General features: G+C 40.0%; 13 protein-coding genes and 1 pseudogene. 1 reads left to right on the top strand and 13 read right to left on the bottom strand.

Annotation, left to right across the window (positions count from 1 at the left end):
• From Q7P67_RS12210 to Q7P67_RS12170, 9 genes and pseudogenes are all read right to left on the bottom strand, one after another.
• Positions 1–1,416: DNA methyltransferase (locus Q7P67_RS12210; protein WP_303852499.1), on the bottom strand; the 1,416-nt coding region annotated here is incomplete at its 3' end.
• A 103-nt stretch (positions 1,417–1,519) separates the two neighbouring features.
• Positions 1,520–3,754, bottom strand: a complete 2,235-nt coding sequence (locus Q7P67_RS12205) for an ATP-binding protein (RefSeq protein ID WP_303852497.1) — start codon at positions 3,752–3,754, stop codon at positions 1,520–1,522.
• Between the two features lie 82 nt (positions 3,755–3,836).
• Complete coding sequence (locus Q7P67_RS12200) at positions 3,837–5,363, bottom strand: hypothetical protein (protein WP_303852496.1); 1,527 nt, start codon at positions 5,361–5,363, stop codon at positions 3,837–3,839.
• The gene (locus tag Q7P67_RS12195; protein WP_303852501.1) at positions 5,281–6,276 is read right to left on the bottom strand and encodes a TnsD family Tn7-like transposition protein; all 996 of its coding nucleotides are present in this window, start codon (positions 6,274–6,276) and stop codon (positions 5,281–5,283) included. Before Q7P67_RS12195 ends, Q7P67_RS12200 begins: the two co-directional genes overlap by 83 nt.
• Before the next feature lie 102 nt (positions 6,277–6,378).
• Positions 6,379–6,825, bottom strand: a pseudogene (locus Q7P67_RS12190) (TniQ family protein); the annotation flags it as partial.
• Positions 6,826–6,842: 17 nt separating this feature from the next.
• Positions 6,843–7,307 carry a hypothetical protein gene (locus Q7P67_RS12185; protein WP_303852495.1) on the bottom strand — a complete coding sequence of 155 codons (465 nt, stop codon included), beginning with the start codon at positions 7,305–7,307 and terminating at the stop codon, positions 6,843–6,845.
• Between the two features lie 36 nt (positions 7,308–7,343).
• The gene (locus Q7P67_RS12180) at positions 7,344–8,417 is read right to left on the bottom strand and encodes an ATP-binding protein (protein ID WP_303852494.1); all 1,074 of its coding nucleotides are present in this window, start codon (positions 8,415–8,417) and stop codon (positions 7,344–7,346) included.
• Positions 8,407–10,446 (bottom strand): Mu transposase C-terminal domain-containing protein, encoded by a 2,040-nt coding sequence (locus tag Q7P67_RS12175; RefSeq protein ID WP_303852492.1) that lies wholly within the window; start codon positions 10,444–10,446, stop codon positions 8,407–8,409. Before Q7P67_RS12175 ends, Q7P67_RS12180 begins: the two co-directional genes overlap by 11 nt.
• Positions 10,443–11,078, bottom strand: a complete 636-nt coding sequence (locus Q7P67_RS12170; protein WP_303852491.1) for a TnsA endonuclease N-terminal domain-containing protein — start codon at positions 11,076–11,078, stop codon at positions 10,443–10,445. Before Q7P67_RS12170 ends, Q7P67_RS12175 begins: the two co-directional genes overlap by 4 nt.
• 253 nt (positions 11,079–11,331) lie before the next feature.
• Between Q7P67_RS12170 and Q7P67_RS12165 the strand changes: the two genes are divergently transcribed.
• The gene (locus Q7P67_RS12165; protein ID WP_303852489.1) at positions 11,332–11,448 is read left to right on the top strand and encodes a desulfoferrodoxin; all 117 of its coding nucleotides are present in this window, start codon (positions 11,332–11,334) and stop codon (positions 11,446–11,448) included.
• 14 nt (positions 11,449–11,462) lie between these two features.
• Here the strand turns inward: Q7P67_RS12165 and Q7P67_RS12160 are convergent, their stop codons facing one another.
• The 4 genes from Q7P67_RS12160 to Q7P67_RS12145 form a co-directional block, all read right to left on the bottom strand.
• Complete coding sequence (locus Q7P67_RS12160; protein WP_303852488.1) at positions 11,463–12,926, bottom strand: methyl-accepting chemotaxis protein; 1,464 nt, start codon at positions 12,924–12,926, stop codon at positions 11,463–11,465.
• Between the two features lie 114 nt (positions 12,927–13,040).
• On the bottom strand, positions 13,041–13,805 hold the full coding sequence (locus tag Q7P67_RS12155) for an undecaprenyl-diphosphate phosphatase (RefSeq protein WP_303852487.1): 765 nt from the start codon (positions 13,803–13,805) through the stop codon (positions 13,041–13,043).
• 102 nt (positions 13,806–13,907) lie between these two features.
• Positions 13,908–14,504 (bottom strand): rubrerythrin, encoded by a 597-nt coding sequence (rbr, locus tag Q7P67_RS12150; protein WP_303852486.1) that lies wholly within the window; start codon positions 14,502–14,504, stop codon positions 13,908–13,910.
• Positions 14,505–14,620: 116 nt separating this feature from the next.
• Positions 14,621–16,444, bottom strand: coding sequence for a PAS domain-containing sensor histidine kinase (locus tag Q7P67_RS12145; RefSeq protein ID WP_303852484.1), 1,824 nt, complete (start codon positions 16,442–16,444; stop codon positions 14,621–14,623).
• Positions 16,445–16,539: the final 95 nt, after the last annotated feature.

Here is a 16,539-nt window from a genome sequence, read left to right as displayed (position 1 = left end):
AAGGACTGTTCTGTTACCAATAATCCATCCCTGTAATCCTTCTTGTTTTAATACCCTGTCAGTTTCATTAAACACTTGATATAAATCTATAAAGAAGTTGATGATTTCTTCTTTTCTGTTGGGTAATCCTGATATTTTATTTTTGTGACTTTCGATAAGACCATTTGTAAGATTATTAAGGTGCTGAGTCCTACGATATATCTTACTTTTCGATAAATTATTAAAATTCAAGTATTTATTAGCTTCTATGAAATAGAATTCTTTACTACGAACACGACGCTTTTCGATTCTTTTCTTAATGTAAGACTTCAAGCGATTAATAATGACAGTATTATCAGATCCCTCATATTTTCTTTCATCATAAATACCTTTCAAGTGCCGTGCAACTTGTTCTAAACCAATTGTTTCTCGAAGAATCAAACAATCAATGGATTCAAAAAGCTGACTTAAAGTTGCTGATTCATCCGTAATTTTCTTTATCAAAGCATTTCTGCTATTGATGATAGACTTCTTTCCACCAAGCAGCAATTCATCGCAATTAACATGTTCAGTGTTTATCTTTAGGTATTTTTCCAACAAATCGCCAATACATTGTAACGGTAAACGTGAAAACTGCCCATATGCTACGGTCGTTTTAGAATCACCATATGGCGGCGAGGTCAACACAACATTAATTGAATTATTAGAAAGATAGCCTATCTCTTTTGCATTTGCTTGGTAAATATCTACCTTGCTTCGATATGAATAGGAGCTTGTCTCATTAAGCAAATTAAAAAGATTATCAATCTTCTTTTTAAAGACATCATAGGCATCAATCTTCCAGTTTTCAATTTCAGCTTCAGGTATTCGATAAAGCTTAAACTCTCCGTTTCTTGATAAACAAACTTCCCTTATAGTAGAACTAAAAGCGGTCAATAGAATCAGAGAATAAGTCTGCCTATCTTTTTTCTTGTCTTTTAAGAACTTATTAATCAAGAATTTAATATTAGATATTTGTATTATATTTGTTTGAACAAACCAGTAATCAATATTGGGAAAATCCAATATTGGACAAATTAGTGTATTCTTTCTCTTAATATCTTCAATTAAAGATGCAATCTGCTCATATACATAATCTTTATTATCAATAGTTAATGTTTTTGTTTTTGCAATCAGAACGGCTAGTGGGTTCAAGTCTGACCCAAAGAAATCTAAACCAAGCAATTTTGATTCAAGCCCAACTGTCCCGCTACCACAAAATGGGTCTAGCACATTACGCACGATATAATTTGATTTAATGATTTTGAGAAGATCGCTCACCATATTTGGCATTGCCTTGGCAGGGTAAGGATGGATTAATGAACCTGAAGAGAAGCAGGTTGTTTCAGCATTTATGCTTTCATAATCAAGATTTATATCCCAAACGTCTTGTGACATTTCAACCTCCCTGCATCATACAGGAAGTATATATAGGCAACAAGGAAATGTCCAGGAAAAGTATTTAGTTTAGCATCTTTATTTCAAATTGTCAGATATTATTTTACTCAAATAGTAGAGCCTCTATTATTAAATTATACACAGGAATCATTATATTTAAACTTTGTTTAAATTCACCAGTAGTGCATTTGAACTCTGGGTTATGTACGAACAAATTGAGTTCGAGGTTATTATATGATTTGAGGATTCTCTTTTTTATATTACCATCATTAAGCTTGTTGAAGTATTTATTTTGAATACTTTGGTCAACCAATTTTTTCATGACATTATTCTTTTCTGAATTTATAAAAGCTCTATTTAAAAATGCTTCAAGTTTGCCAGGCAAGTTCCCATCATTGTTATAATCCGAATCCAAACAATATTTAGCAAAGAAATCTTTCAAAAGAATCTCAGTCAAAACCCTTAAACTAAACATACATATTGTAGGATAATTGATATGGCACGCAGCTATTCCGTCTATAATCTCTTTTGTCTTATCATATCCAACCAGCTTATAATAATCTCCAAAAAGCTTTTTAATTTTTTTTGCTTCATTAGAATTAATCTGTTTCACAGTCACTTCTGCCGTGTGGCATATTTCAAGTTCTTCATCAGTATACTTGTAGTATATTGTGTAAGTTCCCGGGGGAGTATGTGGCGAAAGCATACCATTCTTGATATCGACTTCATCACTTGAAATTTCAATTTGAGCCAGTTCGATATTCTCCAATTTACTCCTATTAATCAATAGGCGCAAATCGTATGAATTATTTTCATCAACAGTAACTTTCTTTTTGATTGTAAAATTAGGCGCTGGATCTAAAACATTAACAATGGCTTCTAAAATTCTTTCTTCATATTGAAATGAAAAATGGTACTGTCCACAATCGTTAAATGTTATATCGCCATCTTCACCAAGAACATATTCTGTATTTTCACACTTAATCTCAATTTCATCAAATATAAGGTCAGTATTCAGTAATTCTTTCAAATTGAATAAATTTCCAAGCACGATATTTCTTTTATTATGTCTAAGGCGAAAGGTATAATGATTATTTTTAACATAATTTTTGATTTTAATATCTATATCACTAAATATTCCGGACACAAATTCTCTCATAATTAAACTAAATTTTCTTTTTGCTAAAGTACCTTCAAAATCGTTTCTCTCTTTTGCAATTTTCATCCACGCATTAGGTTCATTATAGTTTGTGAAACAAACATACCCATATGTGTTTTTAAGTTTGAAGTTTGAAGCCTTTTTATTTTGTGATATTTCAGAATGTCCAAGCCAATCATAATCTTGATTAAGATAAGAATATAACCCATAATTATTAACATAAATTCTAATACCATATGGGTAATCAACTATTTCATCGTTTTTTTTATCTCTCCAAATATAATACACACCTTCAAAATCATCAACATCGCAATTTAAGCCCTCTAGTTTGATAAACATATCACGATATCGATTAAGTGTGATTTGTTTTGATTTCAAAAAACTTATTATTGAGTTTATATCAGTTATTTGTATTTTTTCATCTGAAAAACAATACACATTTTCAATATTATCCTCATAAGAAAGCGTTAGAATTCCTTTAGAATATTTAAATGAAGCTTTGGCAACAAAATAGCCTTTATTCTTAAGCCCCTTTTTATTGCTTTCATATAGTTGATCAATTTTCTTGATAGGAGATACCGATTTTAAAACTTCATCGACATATATTTGAATTATAGGAAGAGAGTGATTTTCTATATAATAATTAATTGATGTCATATATAGAATTTTTAATTCTTCTTCTAAAGTAATATAAGAAATATTTTCAATGCTTATATTATGCAAGTATAATTCAGTACCAGTAATATCTTCATCTATTTTTAAATCTTTGATGATATTTGTGCCCTTTCTCCAAGTAATTTTATATGCACATTTATCAACCTCAGAGAATGTACGAATCTCAAGATCTTCGCACAAATAAAAGGCCGTTAAAAGACCCAAACCTTTACTACCAGCATAAGGCTCGCCAATTGCTGACAAATTGTTTCCATCCCGCATTTTATCTGAATATCCAACATCTCTCAATTTGGTTATATCAGATTTTGACAAACCGATACCGTTGTCTTTAATCAAAATTGACCTATTTTTAGTATCAATTTTGATAATAATGGTATCATTTTTCTTTGAGCAAGCATCTGATGCATTCTTTATCAATTCAGACAACGCAACTGTCGGGGAAAATGCAAGAGCCAGTACTTCCTCAAATTTCCCCGTCTGTATATTAACGAAATTATCGCTCATATCCATCTCCATTCATCACCTTAATAAACATACTATCAAAATTCATCACAAAATCAAAACAAACTTCAATCTATAGCATAAATCATATTATGACATGCTTAATTAGTCGTTTAGACCATACAAAATAAGTGTCAAACATCATATGCTTGGTAATAAAATAATTATCAGAAAAGAGAGCATTAAGCACATCGAAGTCCCAATGACCGCCATTATCAATCATGCTTGTGAGCAAAGAGCGCAGATAATAGTTGAATTGTTTCTCCGAAATGTTCTTCAGAATAAGCGTGGCAATTGAGTGTTCATCCGGTCTTGCAACCTCGATAATAAATGCGTTTTGAAGATACACTATTGCATAAGAACGGCGGGTACTTTCATCCAGCATAACGAACTTTTTATCGCCGAATAAACTGCCGATATGGACACGTTCAACCGGAATCATTGTCTTCAGATACTCAACTGCTCTCAGGAAATCTTCAAGCCCTCTGATGTCCTTTTTATAGGTCTCATACAGTGATACATTATCAATTTCCAGCGGCTTAATTTTACCGTCACCAACACCGATTCCGGCACTCAGTAGGTTACTATCAGGTGCTTTGCCTTTATCTATTCTGATAGTGGCTTTATATTGTCTATCTTTCTTGCTTTCCTTCCGTTTGCAATGCACTTTTTTATTGAAACCATAAGATACTTTTGCCGTTTCATTCCACATGGTAATCGGGTTCGACTCACGTCTGGAATAATCAGAACCAGTCACCTCATAACCGTCTTCACCACGGCGTGGTATGTATGCTTTTTTGTCTTTTGTATCCACTCCACTTCTCTCCGCAGATGAATCGTTCACATGTGAAAACAACAGGTTATCAAACGGAACATTTATGTTTTTCACTGACGAAATTTGCCACACAAGATAATCATTTCCAGACCAGCGTCCATTGCAGTAAAAGGTCAGGTTATCAAGTCCGGAAGGTTTGAAAAGCTGGCTCTGGTCATTCAATCTGAAGCACTCGTAAACGCTGTGACGGAAGTCACGAAAGTTCTGATCAAGCAGCTGTGTCGCAACACATGAAGCTGTTGAATAGTTAAGACTGTTCCGTGCAAACCTGTTGCTGAATTCAAGCTCAACTCTCTCATCATCAGCACTCACAATTCTGCATAAATCCTCAAAGCCTGATGGCGACAAAATGTATTTGGACATGGAAGAATTCATGCCCAGAAAAGCCCTGATTATCTCCATTTGCGGTATGTAATACGTTCGCTCTCCCGACACAAACTTGCACACATATTCCTTCGTTATCTCCGGATTTCTACGATTTTCTCTCAGGGAAACAGACATATCACTGAAAGGAACAAACCGGATATCAGACATTCTGGGCAGTTTGAAATTGAAAGTTCCGCTTTTGACGACACCGCTTGGTCTACCGTACTCATATGTCGATCCTATGAACATCCACGGGAGCATTCCGAGAGGAACGAGATAGTACCATACGAAACCGTTCTGAGATGTATAAACACGCAATCTCGGAGGCTCATTGTTTCTTTTGACGAAGCCGCCAACCCAGTAGATTGTCGCATATTCGACTGCTTTGAACGCCTGAATTTTTACCGACATTTATTTGAACCCCGCTAAACAATGACTCTATGTAATCATCCACTTCCCTGAACCTGTACTTAACAATACAGGCATTTTTGTAAATCAGCTCCTTCGTAAGTTCTTCATTTGTGTCACTTATGACACAACGAATTTTGCGATATTGAAACTGTAATGAAGTCTCAGCAACAGCTTCTAAATACTTCATAGTCTTCGGCAGCTTATGGCGATTATTTAATATACGGTATTGTTCGCCACTTCTGCCGCATACTGCATAAATAGTAACACGCACGAACGGGTTACGCTCACTCAAAAGTTGGGAAACGCTTTTTTTGACTTTTGCCAGAACCTCAGAATCCTTATCAGCCCAGTTGATTCTCTTAGGAACGGGTTTTGGGATACGCTTCGGCGGCATATGCCGTTCAAACCAATCTTTATCATGAATATTCAGCCATTGGTAAGCGGCATTGTCCATACTCCTGAGTGCCTGACGGCTCTTCTCTGGGAATTTATCAATCAAAGCGAGTATTGACTTGTAATGGTGTGCAAAATCGTTTTTGGGGGCATTTATTCGTTTTTCTGGCTTCAATTCCGACAAGGGGCTGTGCTGACTGAAATCATGAACGGACTCACAGAAAAACAGAATAATCAGGATATGTCTGACAGGGTGGGTGATGCGATCTGTGTTCCGAAAGGCAGATAATAACCAGTTACAATATACATCTTCAACAGTTGCCCCAAACCTCATAAGCAGCTTTTCACCGTAATGATTAATAAAATCATTCATTACTTTTTGGGTGTCCAATCTTGTGTTTCCGTACAGATAATTTTGCTCTTTCAAAAGGCTTCTATATCTGAGCTTCAGATCTGCATACGAACACCGGAGCTGACCGGAAATAATATATTCAAAAGCCTCCGCAATACGAACCAACATGGAATAATCATATTTCGATAAATCAACAAGGCTCCTGTTATAGCTTATGTGTCTGCCATCAAAGTTTTCTATCGTCACTGATGAATTGAAAAGCGGTATCCTGTGATAAGGACATACGTCAATACATGGGGTCTGGTGCACCCTGTGCAGATATATTCCGCCATGAGACTTCATAAATTCCGCATTGCATTCCGGACAGAATTTATAATATTCCAGCATCGGGACTGTGGAAGAACACAACCCTAATGAAGCATGTAGACCGAGTGAGCCACATCCTAGCATCCTGGCATAAGTTTTCTCAGCCAGCTCATTTGGCAGAAAAGGTTCGTAAAGATTGAACAGGGTATGGTTTCTTATGAGTTCGGAAGCTGTGTATGTAAATCCTGAATAATTGAGCCGCCCCGCCAGCTCACCGATGTGACAAGGCAAGTCATAAACTGCTTTTATGTTTGGAGTTCCAAAAAGGTCATTGAGACTGTGGCTTAAATTTGTGTAAGACATATTCCTGTGGTATCTGGCAACCACACTGCAAAGAAGCTCGTGAGGGTAAGGATCAGGAAAACAGGTTAGTCTTTTGCTCCCAACTCAAAGTCCTCCGAAGGGTTCTTGATCAGACCGTGTTCCTTTAAAGCATCGTAAACTGGCAGTCCTTTTGCCTCTGCCGTGTCTCTGATTTTTAAAAGCTCAGGTTTGTCTTCCTTTCTCTTCGGTTGATTCTGAGACTTCATTAATTTGTCATAAGATTCGATAACCTTCCCAACGATGTTTTTCATAGCCATATCGGGAAATCTTTTCAGCAAATCACAGACTTCTCTGACAGCATAGGTTTCAGGAATATCCATAGACATAAGTGTACTAACTGCACGACCCAGAACGGAAGTCTGCCCGCTTTCATCGTCAGAATGTGTCTTGCTGGGCACAGAACTCCGGACATTGGAAACAATGTCCTCCATGGTGGCGGCTGTAACGTCTCCGTGGACTTTCTCCGCCATGTCAGGATTTGCTTTAATTGCATCAATAGTCTCCCGCATGTTCGGGATATCATGCTGTGCGGCAAACCTGATTAACTACGGCGTAATGGTTTCAGATTCATCAAGAATGGCTCTGTACTGAGCAGCAAGGAATATCTTCAGCACAACGTCAATGATTCCCTGGCTCTCTTCATACAAAACATCGGAAAGCTCCTGTGAGAGCGGCACGTCATTCTTCAGCCAGTTATATTTCCAGAGTCCTTTGATAAAGAAATCCCAGTAATCGCCTTTTCCGAGACGTTTCCAGTAGATGCCGCCGATGCCGTCCATGCGTCTTGCCTGCCGGAATTCTCTTTGCAGCAAAGCCTTTGCGTTGGGAGTACCTATAAGCAGAACAGGCACTTTAACGACATTATTCATTGTCACCAGAAAATTAAGCATGGCTCTGTCGCCCGTTCCCTTGGCTTTGACAAGGTGCTGGATCTCATCAATCACAAACAGACCAACATAGTGTCTTGCGGCCACGTCAGCCATTTTTGCCAGAAGGTCATCTATGGAGAGTTTGTTATATAATCTTGCGTATTCAGTCTCAAGAATATCATCTATCGCCTGAAAGAAGGAGGTACAGAGTTTTTTCATGCTCCCGTTTGAGGGGCAATCTATTTTCACCCACACAACCTGAGTCAGATTGTAAGGTCTCCCATGGATTATCTGCTGTGGGTAAAGTGACAGAATCTTATTCGTGGTAGTGGTCTTTCCCATACCGGACATGCCCAGAACTCCGGCACTTGCTACGCAGTCAAAAACATCCGATTCACCTACTGATTTCATATACTCAGCAAGCTCTTCCGGAGCAAGCTGTTCTCTCACAGGTTTCGGTCTTCTGGAAATATAGCCGTCACGTATCATCCTGCCGATCTTGTCAGCATATTCGACATGGATGGATAGCGGCTGAAAGTATGAGAATATACGGCTGAGACTCGCCGCTCTGATATGTTCCGGCAACTGTTTCTCATCTGCCGAGAACACAGGTTTACTGGTCAATGCACGGGCAATCTGTTTAAAATCCATTATCTCCGGCAACGCTTCAATCAGAATATTGCCCTCATACTGCTTCACAAGCTGCTTTTTATAAACGGCCATCAGGTCTTCAGGCTTATCATGATTCATTTTCGTTCCCCTCATCCCTTACTTCTTCCAGCATAGCCAGAAATCTGTCTTTCGTTTTGGCGGGTTCAGGCTCTTTCCTGATATCCTGAACAACGTTTCTGCGGTTTATATCCTCAAGCCTTCGGTTTGAACGGACATCCTGAGTGGATTTCTTTTTCGATGTTGCTGTCAGTTCTGACTCAACTTTTGCTTTATTGATCACTGCATTAATAGCTTTGTCAGAGATACTCTTTTTGCGGAATTCACTTTTCGCCGCAAGGCTCTGTTTATATTTGAGCTGCTCTGTATAAAATTCCAGCTCTTCAAGGTTATATCCGACTGCGTTTGATGCGGGAGTCGGATAAACAGGAAGATACTCACCGTTATGAATGATATATGCTTCGGTAAGGTTTCTGGGATTATATGAAAGCTGGACTTTCATGCTTTTTGCTCCTGATTTCCTCTCAAACCAGCCAAGCTCCATTGCCAGAGGTAGCGTATAGAATACGTCGTTGTGCAGTCTGATACCTTTTGAAGTTACAGTTGCATCTTTATGTGGCAGCAAAGACGCTTTAAGTTGCTCCAAAGATACGGTTCTCAATGCTCCGGCACGATGCTCAACACCCCATTTCCAGAGTTCTTTCGGAGTGTATGTTATATCAGCACCCGCAAGCTCCGCATCGAACGGATAATCTTTTATAATCTTATCATTATGCTCAAGGATTGAATGTATAATGATTTTCGTAAACTCATCAATGGTTAAGACGGCATCCTGTCTGTAATCCCTGCCGCCACGTTCCTGATAATCCGGCAGAACGAAACCGGGAGCAACGGGTTTAACTCTGTCATGAACTGTTCTGAAATGTCTCTCAACAATGCCTTTCATATCAGCTCTGTAGCTTCCTGTGGTCTCTATTTCAATATTGAAGCTCCTGATAGCATTCTCAGGCGTGATGCCTCTCATTTCACCGTTATCACCGAGGAAACATTTCGGAAGATTCTGAACAGGCCAGTCTTCAGCACTTATTTCAATACCAAACTGCCTGCAAAAACTGACTTTATCTTCAGCACAATTAAGAATGGCCATCATAGCCCCTTCCATACTCGGACCTGTGAGACCAACATAAAACCCTGCAACCATACGGGTAAAAACGTCTATGCAAAAATACACTACAGGTCTTCCAACTATCCATTCCCTGTGCATGGAAGAGACAAGGTAAATATCGGCTATAGTCGCATCGATCTGGTACTTATCGCCGGGACAATAAGCCTCACCACCTGAATTACCAAGCAATGGACGAACATCCTTGTAATATGCCTTTTCACCTTTATTCGCTTTGGCTATCTCTTCTGATGAATACCGCTGCAAATATCTTCTTCTGAACTGGTGATAGGATGGAATAGCCAGATTGTTGCCTTTGCTGTCTAGAGCCTCTTTGAAATATTCGGTGATCATTGCCCTGTAAGCGTCCATCAATGACATCTTCTGTGCATTTTTATGATAATTTTTGAAAACGTGACTGAAAATTTTCTCTATATCAACAGTAATTTTAATTCCGTTGCCTATTACATCATTATACTTCTTTTTACGCCCGACCTTTTGACTTTCAGCAGTTGGGACAGCCCTACCGCAGTTGTTGTAATCCGGCAAGAGAGCATTCTTCGTCATACCTCTCTGCCAGAACTGCTTTAACAACACATAGATAAATTTTTTATGCGAACCTGTTATTTCTGCTGTGTTTTGAATTAGTTTGCCTCTCTGTTTTTGCATATATATTTCAGGTTCAAGAGTCACCAAGTTTTCAATGATACGCCAGCGATCGTTACGCTTTTCAATATGATTTTCACTAATGATCTCATCGCTAACCACATTTACATAAGGATCTTCCGCATCTGCTGCTGACTTAGACAAATCTATGATATCAACTCTTTCCGGCAGACCAGATGTGTCTATATCATAGATAAATGCATATATGTTGTTCGGATCAATCCACAAAACCCTGACGAGACGCTCATCATCGAGCTTTAGAACCTGATTTTTTACAATCATGAAGCACCAACAATACTTATTTCATCGCAATTCATTGTCACACTGAATCTCTTTTCCATATCTAAAGCCAGCTTCTTTCCGGCGACCAACGCTTTAAAAACATTAAGACTAGAACCTGTTTCAAGCTCAAAATAGTTATCCGAATATGCCAGCACTTCTTTCAGCCTGCCTTTGCCGCAGGATATTTCAGACAAAATAGTCTCGACAATCTTCTCATCACAGACATGAGTCTTATAGGGCAGAAAGAATTTGATATTTTGAATCAGAACCTTATCCAGCTCTTTTTCGGTCACGATACCCCAATCCACACCTCTTCTGACCCAATATTCCTGTTCAATACTGAATTTCTCAAGAATACGCTTGTCTTCGAGGTCTTTTGAGAATTTAACAGTTCTTGCAATGGTGAGACCTGATTTTATAGTTACAACAAAGTCAGTCGTCATTACGATATCGCTGCCTTTGTAAGCTGGATGTCTGACATTGATAAGTTCAGCTATCTCTTTGGTTTCATTTATATCGAGAGGGAACTGTTCTCGGATATCAGTAACGTTATCAGCCCATTCCAGCAGATAATAATATCCGGATTCATAGTCTGAAAGGAAGTGATGAACCCGACCTGTTTTATACCCCATCACACGTTTAGATCTGGAGTTGGGAGATTTCACATCCCTTACGGTGAGAGCAGGTGTATATTCATTTAACTTTGGTTGACCGAATGACAAGTCAGGCATATATTTACCTATGTTTCTTTATATTATAACAGGCATAAATATGGTGTCCAACTTATTTTAAAAGTGTTCATCTTATTTAAAAAGTGTCTGACTTATTTTAAAAGTGTTCAACTTTAATTTAAAGATACATCCTGTGTTTCATAAGAGGTGTTAAATGGCGACAAAAAAAGGCGAAACCTATATCTGTAAAGTGTGCAACGCTGTTGTTAAGGTTGAAAACGGCGGCAGCGGTGCTCTGATGTGCTGCATGGTAAAGATGACAAAAATGTAGGGAGCGTTAACTCCCTACTTCTGTTGAAGTTTTGTTATGGTTCTGTTCATAGCATAAACGAAATCGTTCACAGCGCCGCTGAAACTGCGCAGTTTGTCCAGCGTGTCCGGATCGCCCCTTCTGACGGAATCCACAACGGCATCAGCGTATTTATGCGCCATTTTATGCGGTTCTTCAATTGCTCTGAAATCTGCATCTTTGCCGAATCTATCTTGATATTCCCTGCTGTAATAAGTCTTTCCGAACATACAGTTTGCGTGGTCGGGTATCTTCATATCTGTCTTTTTGCTGATAACAGCCATCTGCATAGCCCTCAGAACATTCGCGTGCGCTATTTTCGCTCTGATGAACATTGCCGCACTGTCACCTTTTTTATAGTGAGAGAGAGAACTCTCTATGCCGTTTATGGATTCCATGAGTGAGTTTATTGATTTAGCCAAGACATCGCCCTCAGAATTCAGAACCAGTGCGTCATTTTCGAGCAGTCCCAGATTCTGCATGATAAGCTCCGCCGCCTCATGCTGCTGACCGACAGCCGCTGAAACACCGAGAATATGTGAGCTTATCTCCTCTATATCTCCGGCGACAGCCAGGAAATTTTCCCCTGCTTCGCTGCTGATAGCGATCTGAGACACAACTGCTTCTGATGCCGTTTTTGACATCTGCGCCGCATCGCGGATGCTGTACGTAATGCTTTTAACAACTTTTTCAATATCTTCAGTGGCTGATTTAGTCCGTTCCGCAAGTTTACGCACCTCGTCCGCAACAACGGCAAATCCGCGTCCTGCCTCTCCTGCTCTTGCCGCCTCAATGGCTGCATTGAGCGATAGCATATTGGTCTGATCCGAAAGATCGCCGATAACTTTCAGGACATCATCTATCTTGTGCGCCTCAGATTCAAGCTGTCTTATGTCAGTTGAGAGCAGTTCCATAGTTTCACGCATTATTTCAGACTTCTCACCGACATCACGGAATCTGAGCGCACCTTTTTTTGCCAGATCCACAGACCTGCCTGCACGCTCAACAGTATCGCCGACGATACCGGATATTTCATTTATGGCGAATGTAAGCTCCTGACCGGAAGCGGCGAGCTGCGAAGAAATAACACCGCTGTGTCCGGCGATCTCTTTTATCTCAGCAATCTGATTTATCAGAGGGATAGCGGCATCCGTTGCGGCTGAAACGGAAGAGTATGAGTCTTTCATATCTCTGTCCAGTTTTCCTATGAAATCACGCAGATTCTCTTTAACAGAAGTGTCTTTCAAAGCGGAATAGTCACCGGAAGTGAGGAAATCATCGAAAGCGTCTTTCCCTGTCTGCCTCTGCTTTGCAAAAGAGAAATAACCTGCGGCAGCAATGGCTGAGGAAGATAAGATTATTATAATTTTCAAAGCAGAACCGCTTTCAAGCGATAACGCAGACACAATCAGTCCGGCAATGACAATACATTGAACGATAAAACCATTTTTTGAAGTCATGTTAATCACCCGACAAATTAAAAGCGGGACATATTAACAATCAACACGAAGTATCGCAATATATAAATATGTCAATATTTCTCAATTTATAAAAGAGCATTTGTTAAGTTATTATCAAAAAAGATAAAGCAGAAGAATACCAAAAAGTATCCTGTAAATTCCGAAACCTATAAAAGTGTGGTTTTTCACAAATTTGATGAACACTCTGATAGCTGCATATGCAGAGATGAAGGCTATCACAAATCCAACGGCAAGGTATGAAAATCCCACCGCTTTAAGGTCGTGATAATTTTTTATAAGGTCAAATCCCGCCGCCGCGGTCATGACAGGCAATGCCATGAGAAAAGACAGCTCGGTCGCCGTCTGTCTTCCTGCGCCGGAGAACATCGCGCCAAGGATAACAACTCCGGCTCTGCTTGTCCCCGGAATAAGAGCCAGAATCTGTGCCAGTCCCGCAGTTATAACGTTTCTGAAACTGAGTTGATCCATGGACACAGCATTTACTTTAACTTTTTTATAAAGCAGTTCAGCAATGATAAAGAGTACGCCTCCTGCAATAAGCATCACCGCAACAACTTTTACGGAAAACATGGACTTAACCTGCTCGTGAAAGAGCAGCCCTACAACACCGACAGGGATGAAAGATGCCAGAATATAAAACCAGAGAGGTAAATATTCTTTTGTAAATTTGCTTTTATAATCAACCGCAACAGCCAGAATGGCACCAAGCTGTATAATAACCTCAAACGCCTCCACCGCCGCCGTCTGATTCAGCTTCATAAATTCAGCGGCAATGATCATGTGCCCTGTTGAAGAAATGGGGAGAAATTCTGTCAGACCTTCGACGACACTCAGAACGATAACGTTAAACAAATCCATGGAAACCGCCGTATTTTTTATGAGACATTACAGAAAAGAAACATAAAATACAACAGGATAAAAAAGAAAGGGCGGACATTTCCGCCCGCCCTGAAAAAATTTTTAGTAGTTAAGCATGAGCATTTCAAAATGCTCCTGCTTGTGTGCGCAGGCAGGGCACACTGCGGGAGCTTCAATACCTTCATGAATGTGGCCGCACACAAGGCATTTCCATGCAACAGTGGCACCTTTTTTGAAAACGAGACCGTCTTCGATGTTTTTGGCAAGTTTACGATATCTGTCTTCGTGGTGAGCTTCGATGGCGGCAATCTTTGTGAAAAGAGCCTCAACCTGCGGGAAACCTTCCTCTTTTGCTATTTTGGCGAATTTAGGGTAAAGGATCTCCCATTCTTCGTGTTCGCCGTCGGCAGCAAATTTCAGGTTGTCGATTGTTTTTGCAAATGCAACGGGATAGTCGGCGTTAACGTTTACCATAAGGGGTATCTGGTCGCCGAGAAGATCGTTAGCATAATCAAAAAAGCGTTTAGCGTGGATTCTTTCGTTGTCGGCAGTTTCGAGGAATATGTTTTCTATCTGACGATAACCCTCTTTGCGTGCCTGAGACGCATAGAAGCCGTATCTGTTGCGTGCCTGAGATTCGCCTGCGAAGGCTTTCATAAGGTTTTCAAGAGTTTCTGTACCTTTCAATGACTTTGACATTTCTGTCCTCCTTTGTTTTATTTTGCATTATAGCACCTGAAATTTATATTGCAATAATATTCTTTAGATAATTTTTATCCGATATTGAGTCTCATTTTATTCAATATGTAATTATATCAGACAATGTTAAGTGCGACAGTAAAAATCGCTCCGGCTGGGCTGTTTTCAGCTTTAACATAGCCGCCGAGCTTTTCCGCCATGCTTCTTACAATGGAGAGACCGATGCCTGTTCCTCTGTCGCCTTTTGTGGAGAAGAAGGGTTTGAATATTTCATCCGGAAGAAGTGCCTCGTCAATGCCGCCGCCGTTGTCTGCAAAAACAACGATAACGTGGCTGCCGCCATTGTGGACGTCGATATCGAGCCTTCCTTTGCTTATACCACGCTCTTTTATAACGTCCATAGAGTTCATGATGAGGTTCGTCATTATCTGTTTATAGTCACCGGGCAGCCCGTAGCTTTTAACAGTTTCATCACCGCTGACGTAAACTGTTATGCCGCTTGCGGTCAGGAGCGGTTTGGCGATGTTCACCACATCCTGCGTAACGCCGAGAACACCGAATTTCGTTTTGTCCGCAGACTGGCTGAAATAGTTTCTGAACTCTGTTATGGTCTCATTAAGATACTGAACCTGAGCCATAAGAATTTCACTGTTTTCCTCAAGGTTTTCCGGTTCGTCTTTCATAATCTGCGCCACAAGGGAAATTGTACTGAGGGGCTGTTTCATCTGGTGCACGGCGGCAGAGAGCAGTCCGCCCATTTCAACCATGCGCTTCTGCTGAATAACGACCATATCTTTTTCCATCAGTTCTTTTTCGCGCGCCAGCTTCTCCGTAATATCCCTTACAACAGCTATAATGACTGGCTTGTCAAGCATATGTGTCTGCCGCACAGTTGTTTCCACTGTGCGCACTTTTCCGTCGGCGCGGACTATCCGCAGCCTGCCTTCGTAAACGCCAACACTGTCAAGAGCCACCTGAAGCCGTTTAACATACGTTACATATTCATTTGCATCTTTTATAAGGTCAGCGGAGCGCTTTGTCAGAAGTTCCTCTTTGCTGTATCCGAACAGAGTACAGGCGGACTTGTTCACATCGGCAAAGATCATCTTTCTGTTCTCTCCAAGCTCTATGATAAGCACTGCGTCCTGACTCATTTCAAAAAGATTCTGATATTTAGAAGTTGTGACAACGCAAGCCATCTTTTCCGCTTCAACCCTTTCGTTTATTCTGGCATTCAGATCGGCAAGGAGCAGTTCATACATCCGTTTCTCCGAAGCGTCTATCACAATGGAGAAGAGCAGTGTCTTTCCCTTCACGGGAATGGGGCTGGAATACACCTCGACGTCTTTTATGGAACCGTTTTTCAGCCTGTGTTTGAATTTGAAATAATTACGTTTATAAAGTGCCGCCTGAGTCATCTCTTTTTTGATGGCTTCCGGCGATAGCATATTTATCTGGTCTATTGTAAGTGATTCTATCTCCGCTTTTGTATACCCGAAAAAACTGCACGCGGCAGAGTTCGCATCAAGTATCCTTCCGTTCTTTCCGGCATCGATAAGCAGCATGGGGGCAGACTTTGAAAGATATTCAGGAATAAACGGATGATCGGAACCGTAAAAATCTATCTGGGATCGACCCTCTTTAGTAAGATTTTGAGCGGAAAAGATAAAATTATCTCCTGAATCATACATGAACTTCAGCGAGAATATCTGTTTTCGTCCGTTAACCATCATGGAGGCATGTGTCTCAAGGGCTCCGTTGCCTGTGGCTACGGAATGAAAATCCGGAACTTCACCCAAAAAGAACGGAGCGGGCAAAAGAATATCCGCACCGGGAAAGTATTCGTCATAAAGCTGATTCTTACATACTACATTAAGATTCATATCTGTATATGCAGCGGCTATCCTCAGCTTTTGCAGCAGTTCGAGATTTGTTTTCATTTGCAGTTCCGTCTTAATAACTATATTAGTAATCTAGCACAATTAAATGACGATTGGAATTATTGAAGTTTATATTATTATGTGTTAGTGTCATT

The organism is Seleniivibrio woodruffii (genome assembly GCF_029267515.1).
GTDB lineage: Bacteria > Chrysiogenota > Deferribacteres > Deferribacterales > Geovibrionaceae > Seleniivibrio > Seleniivibrio woodruffii_A.
The sequence above is the reverse complement of the archived record's forward strand: the minus strand, read 5'-3'. Positions and strand labels throughout refer to the sequence as shown.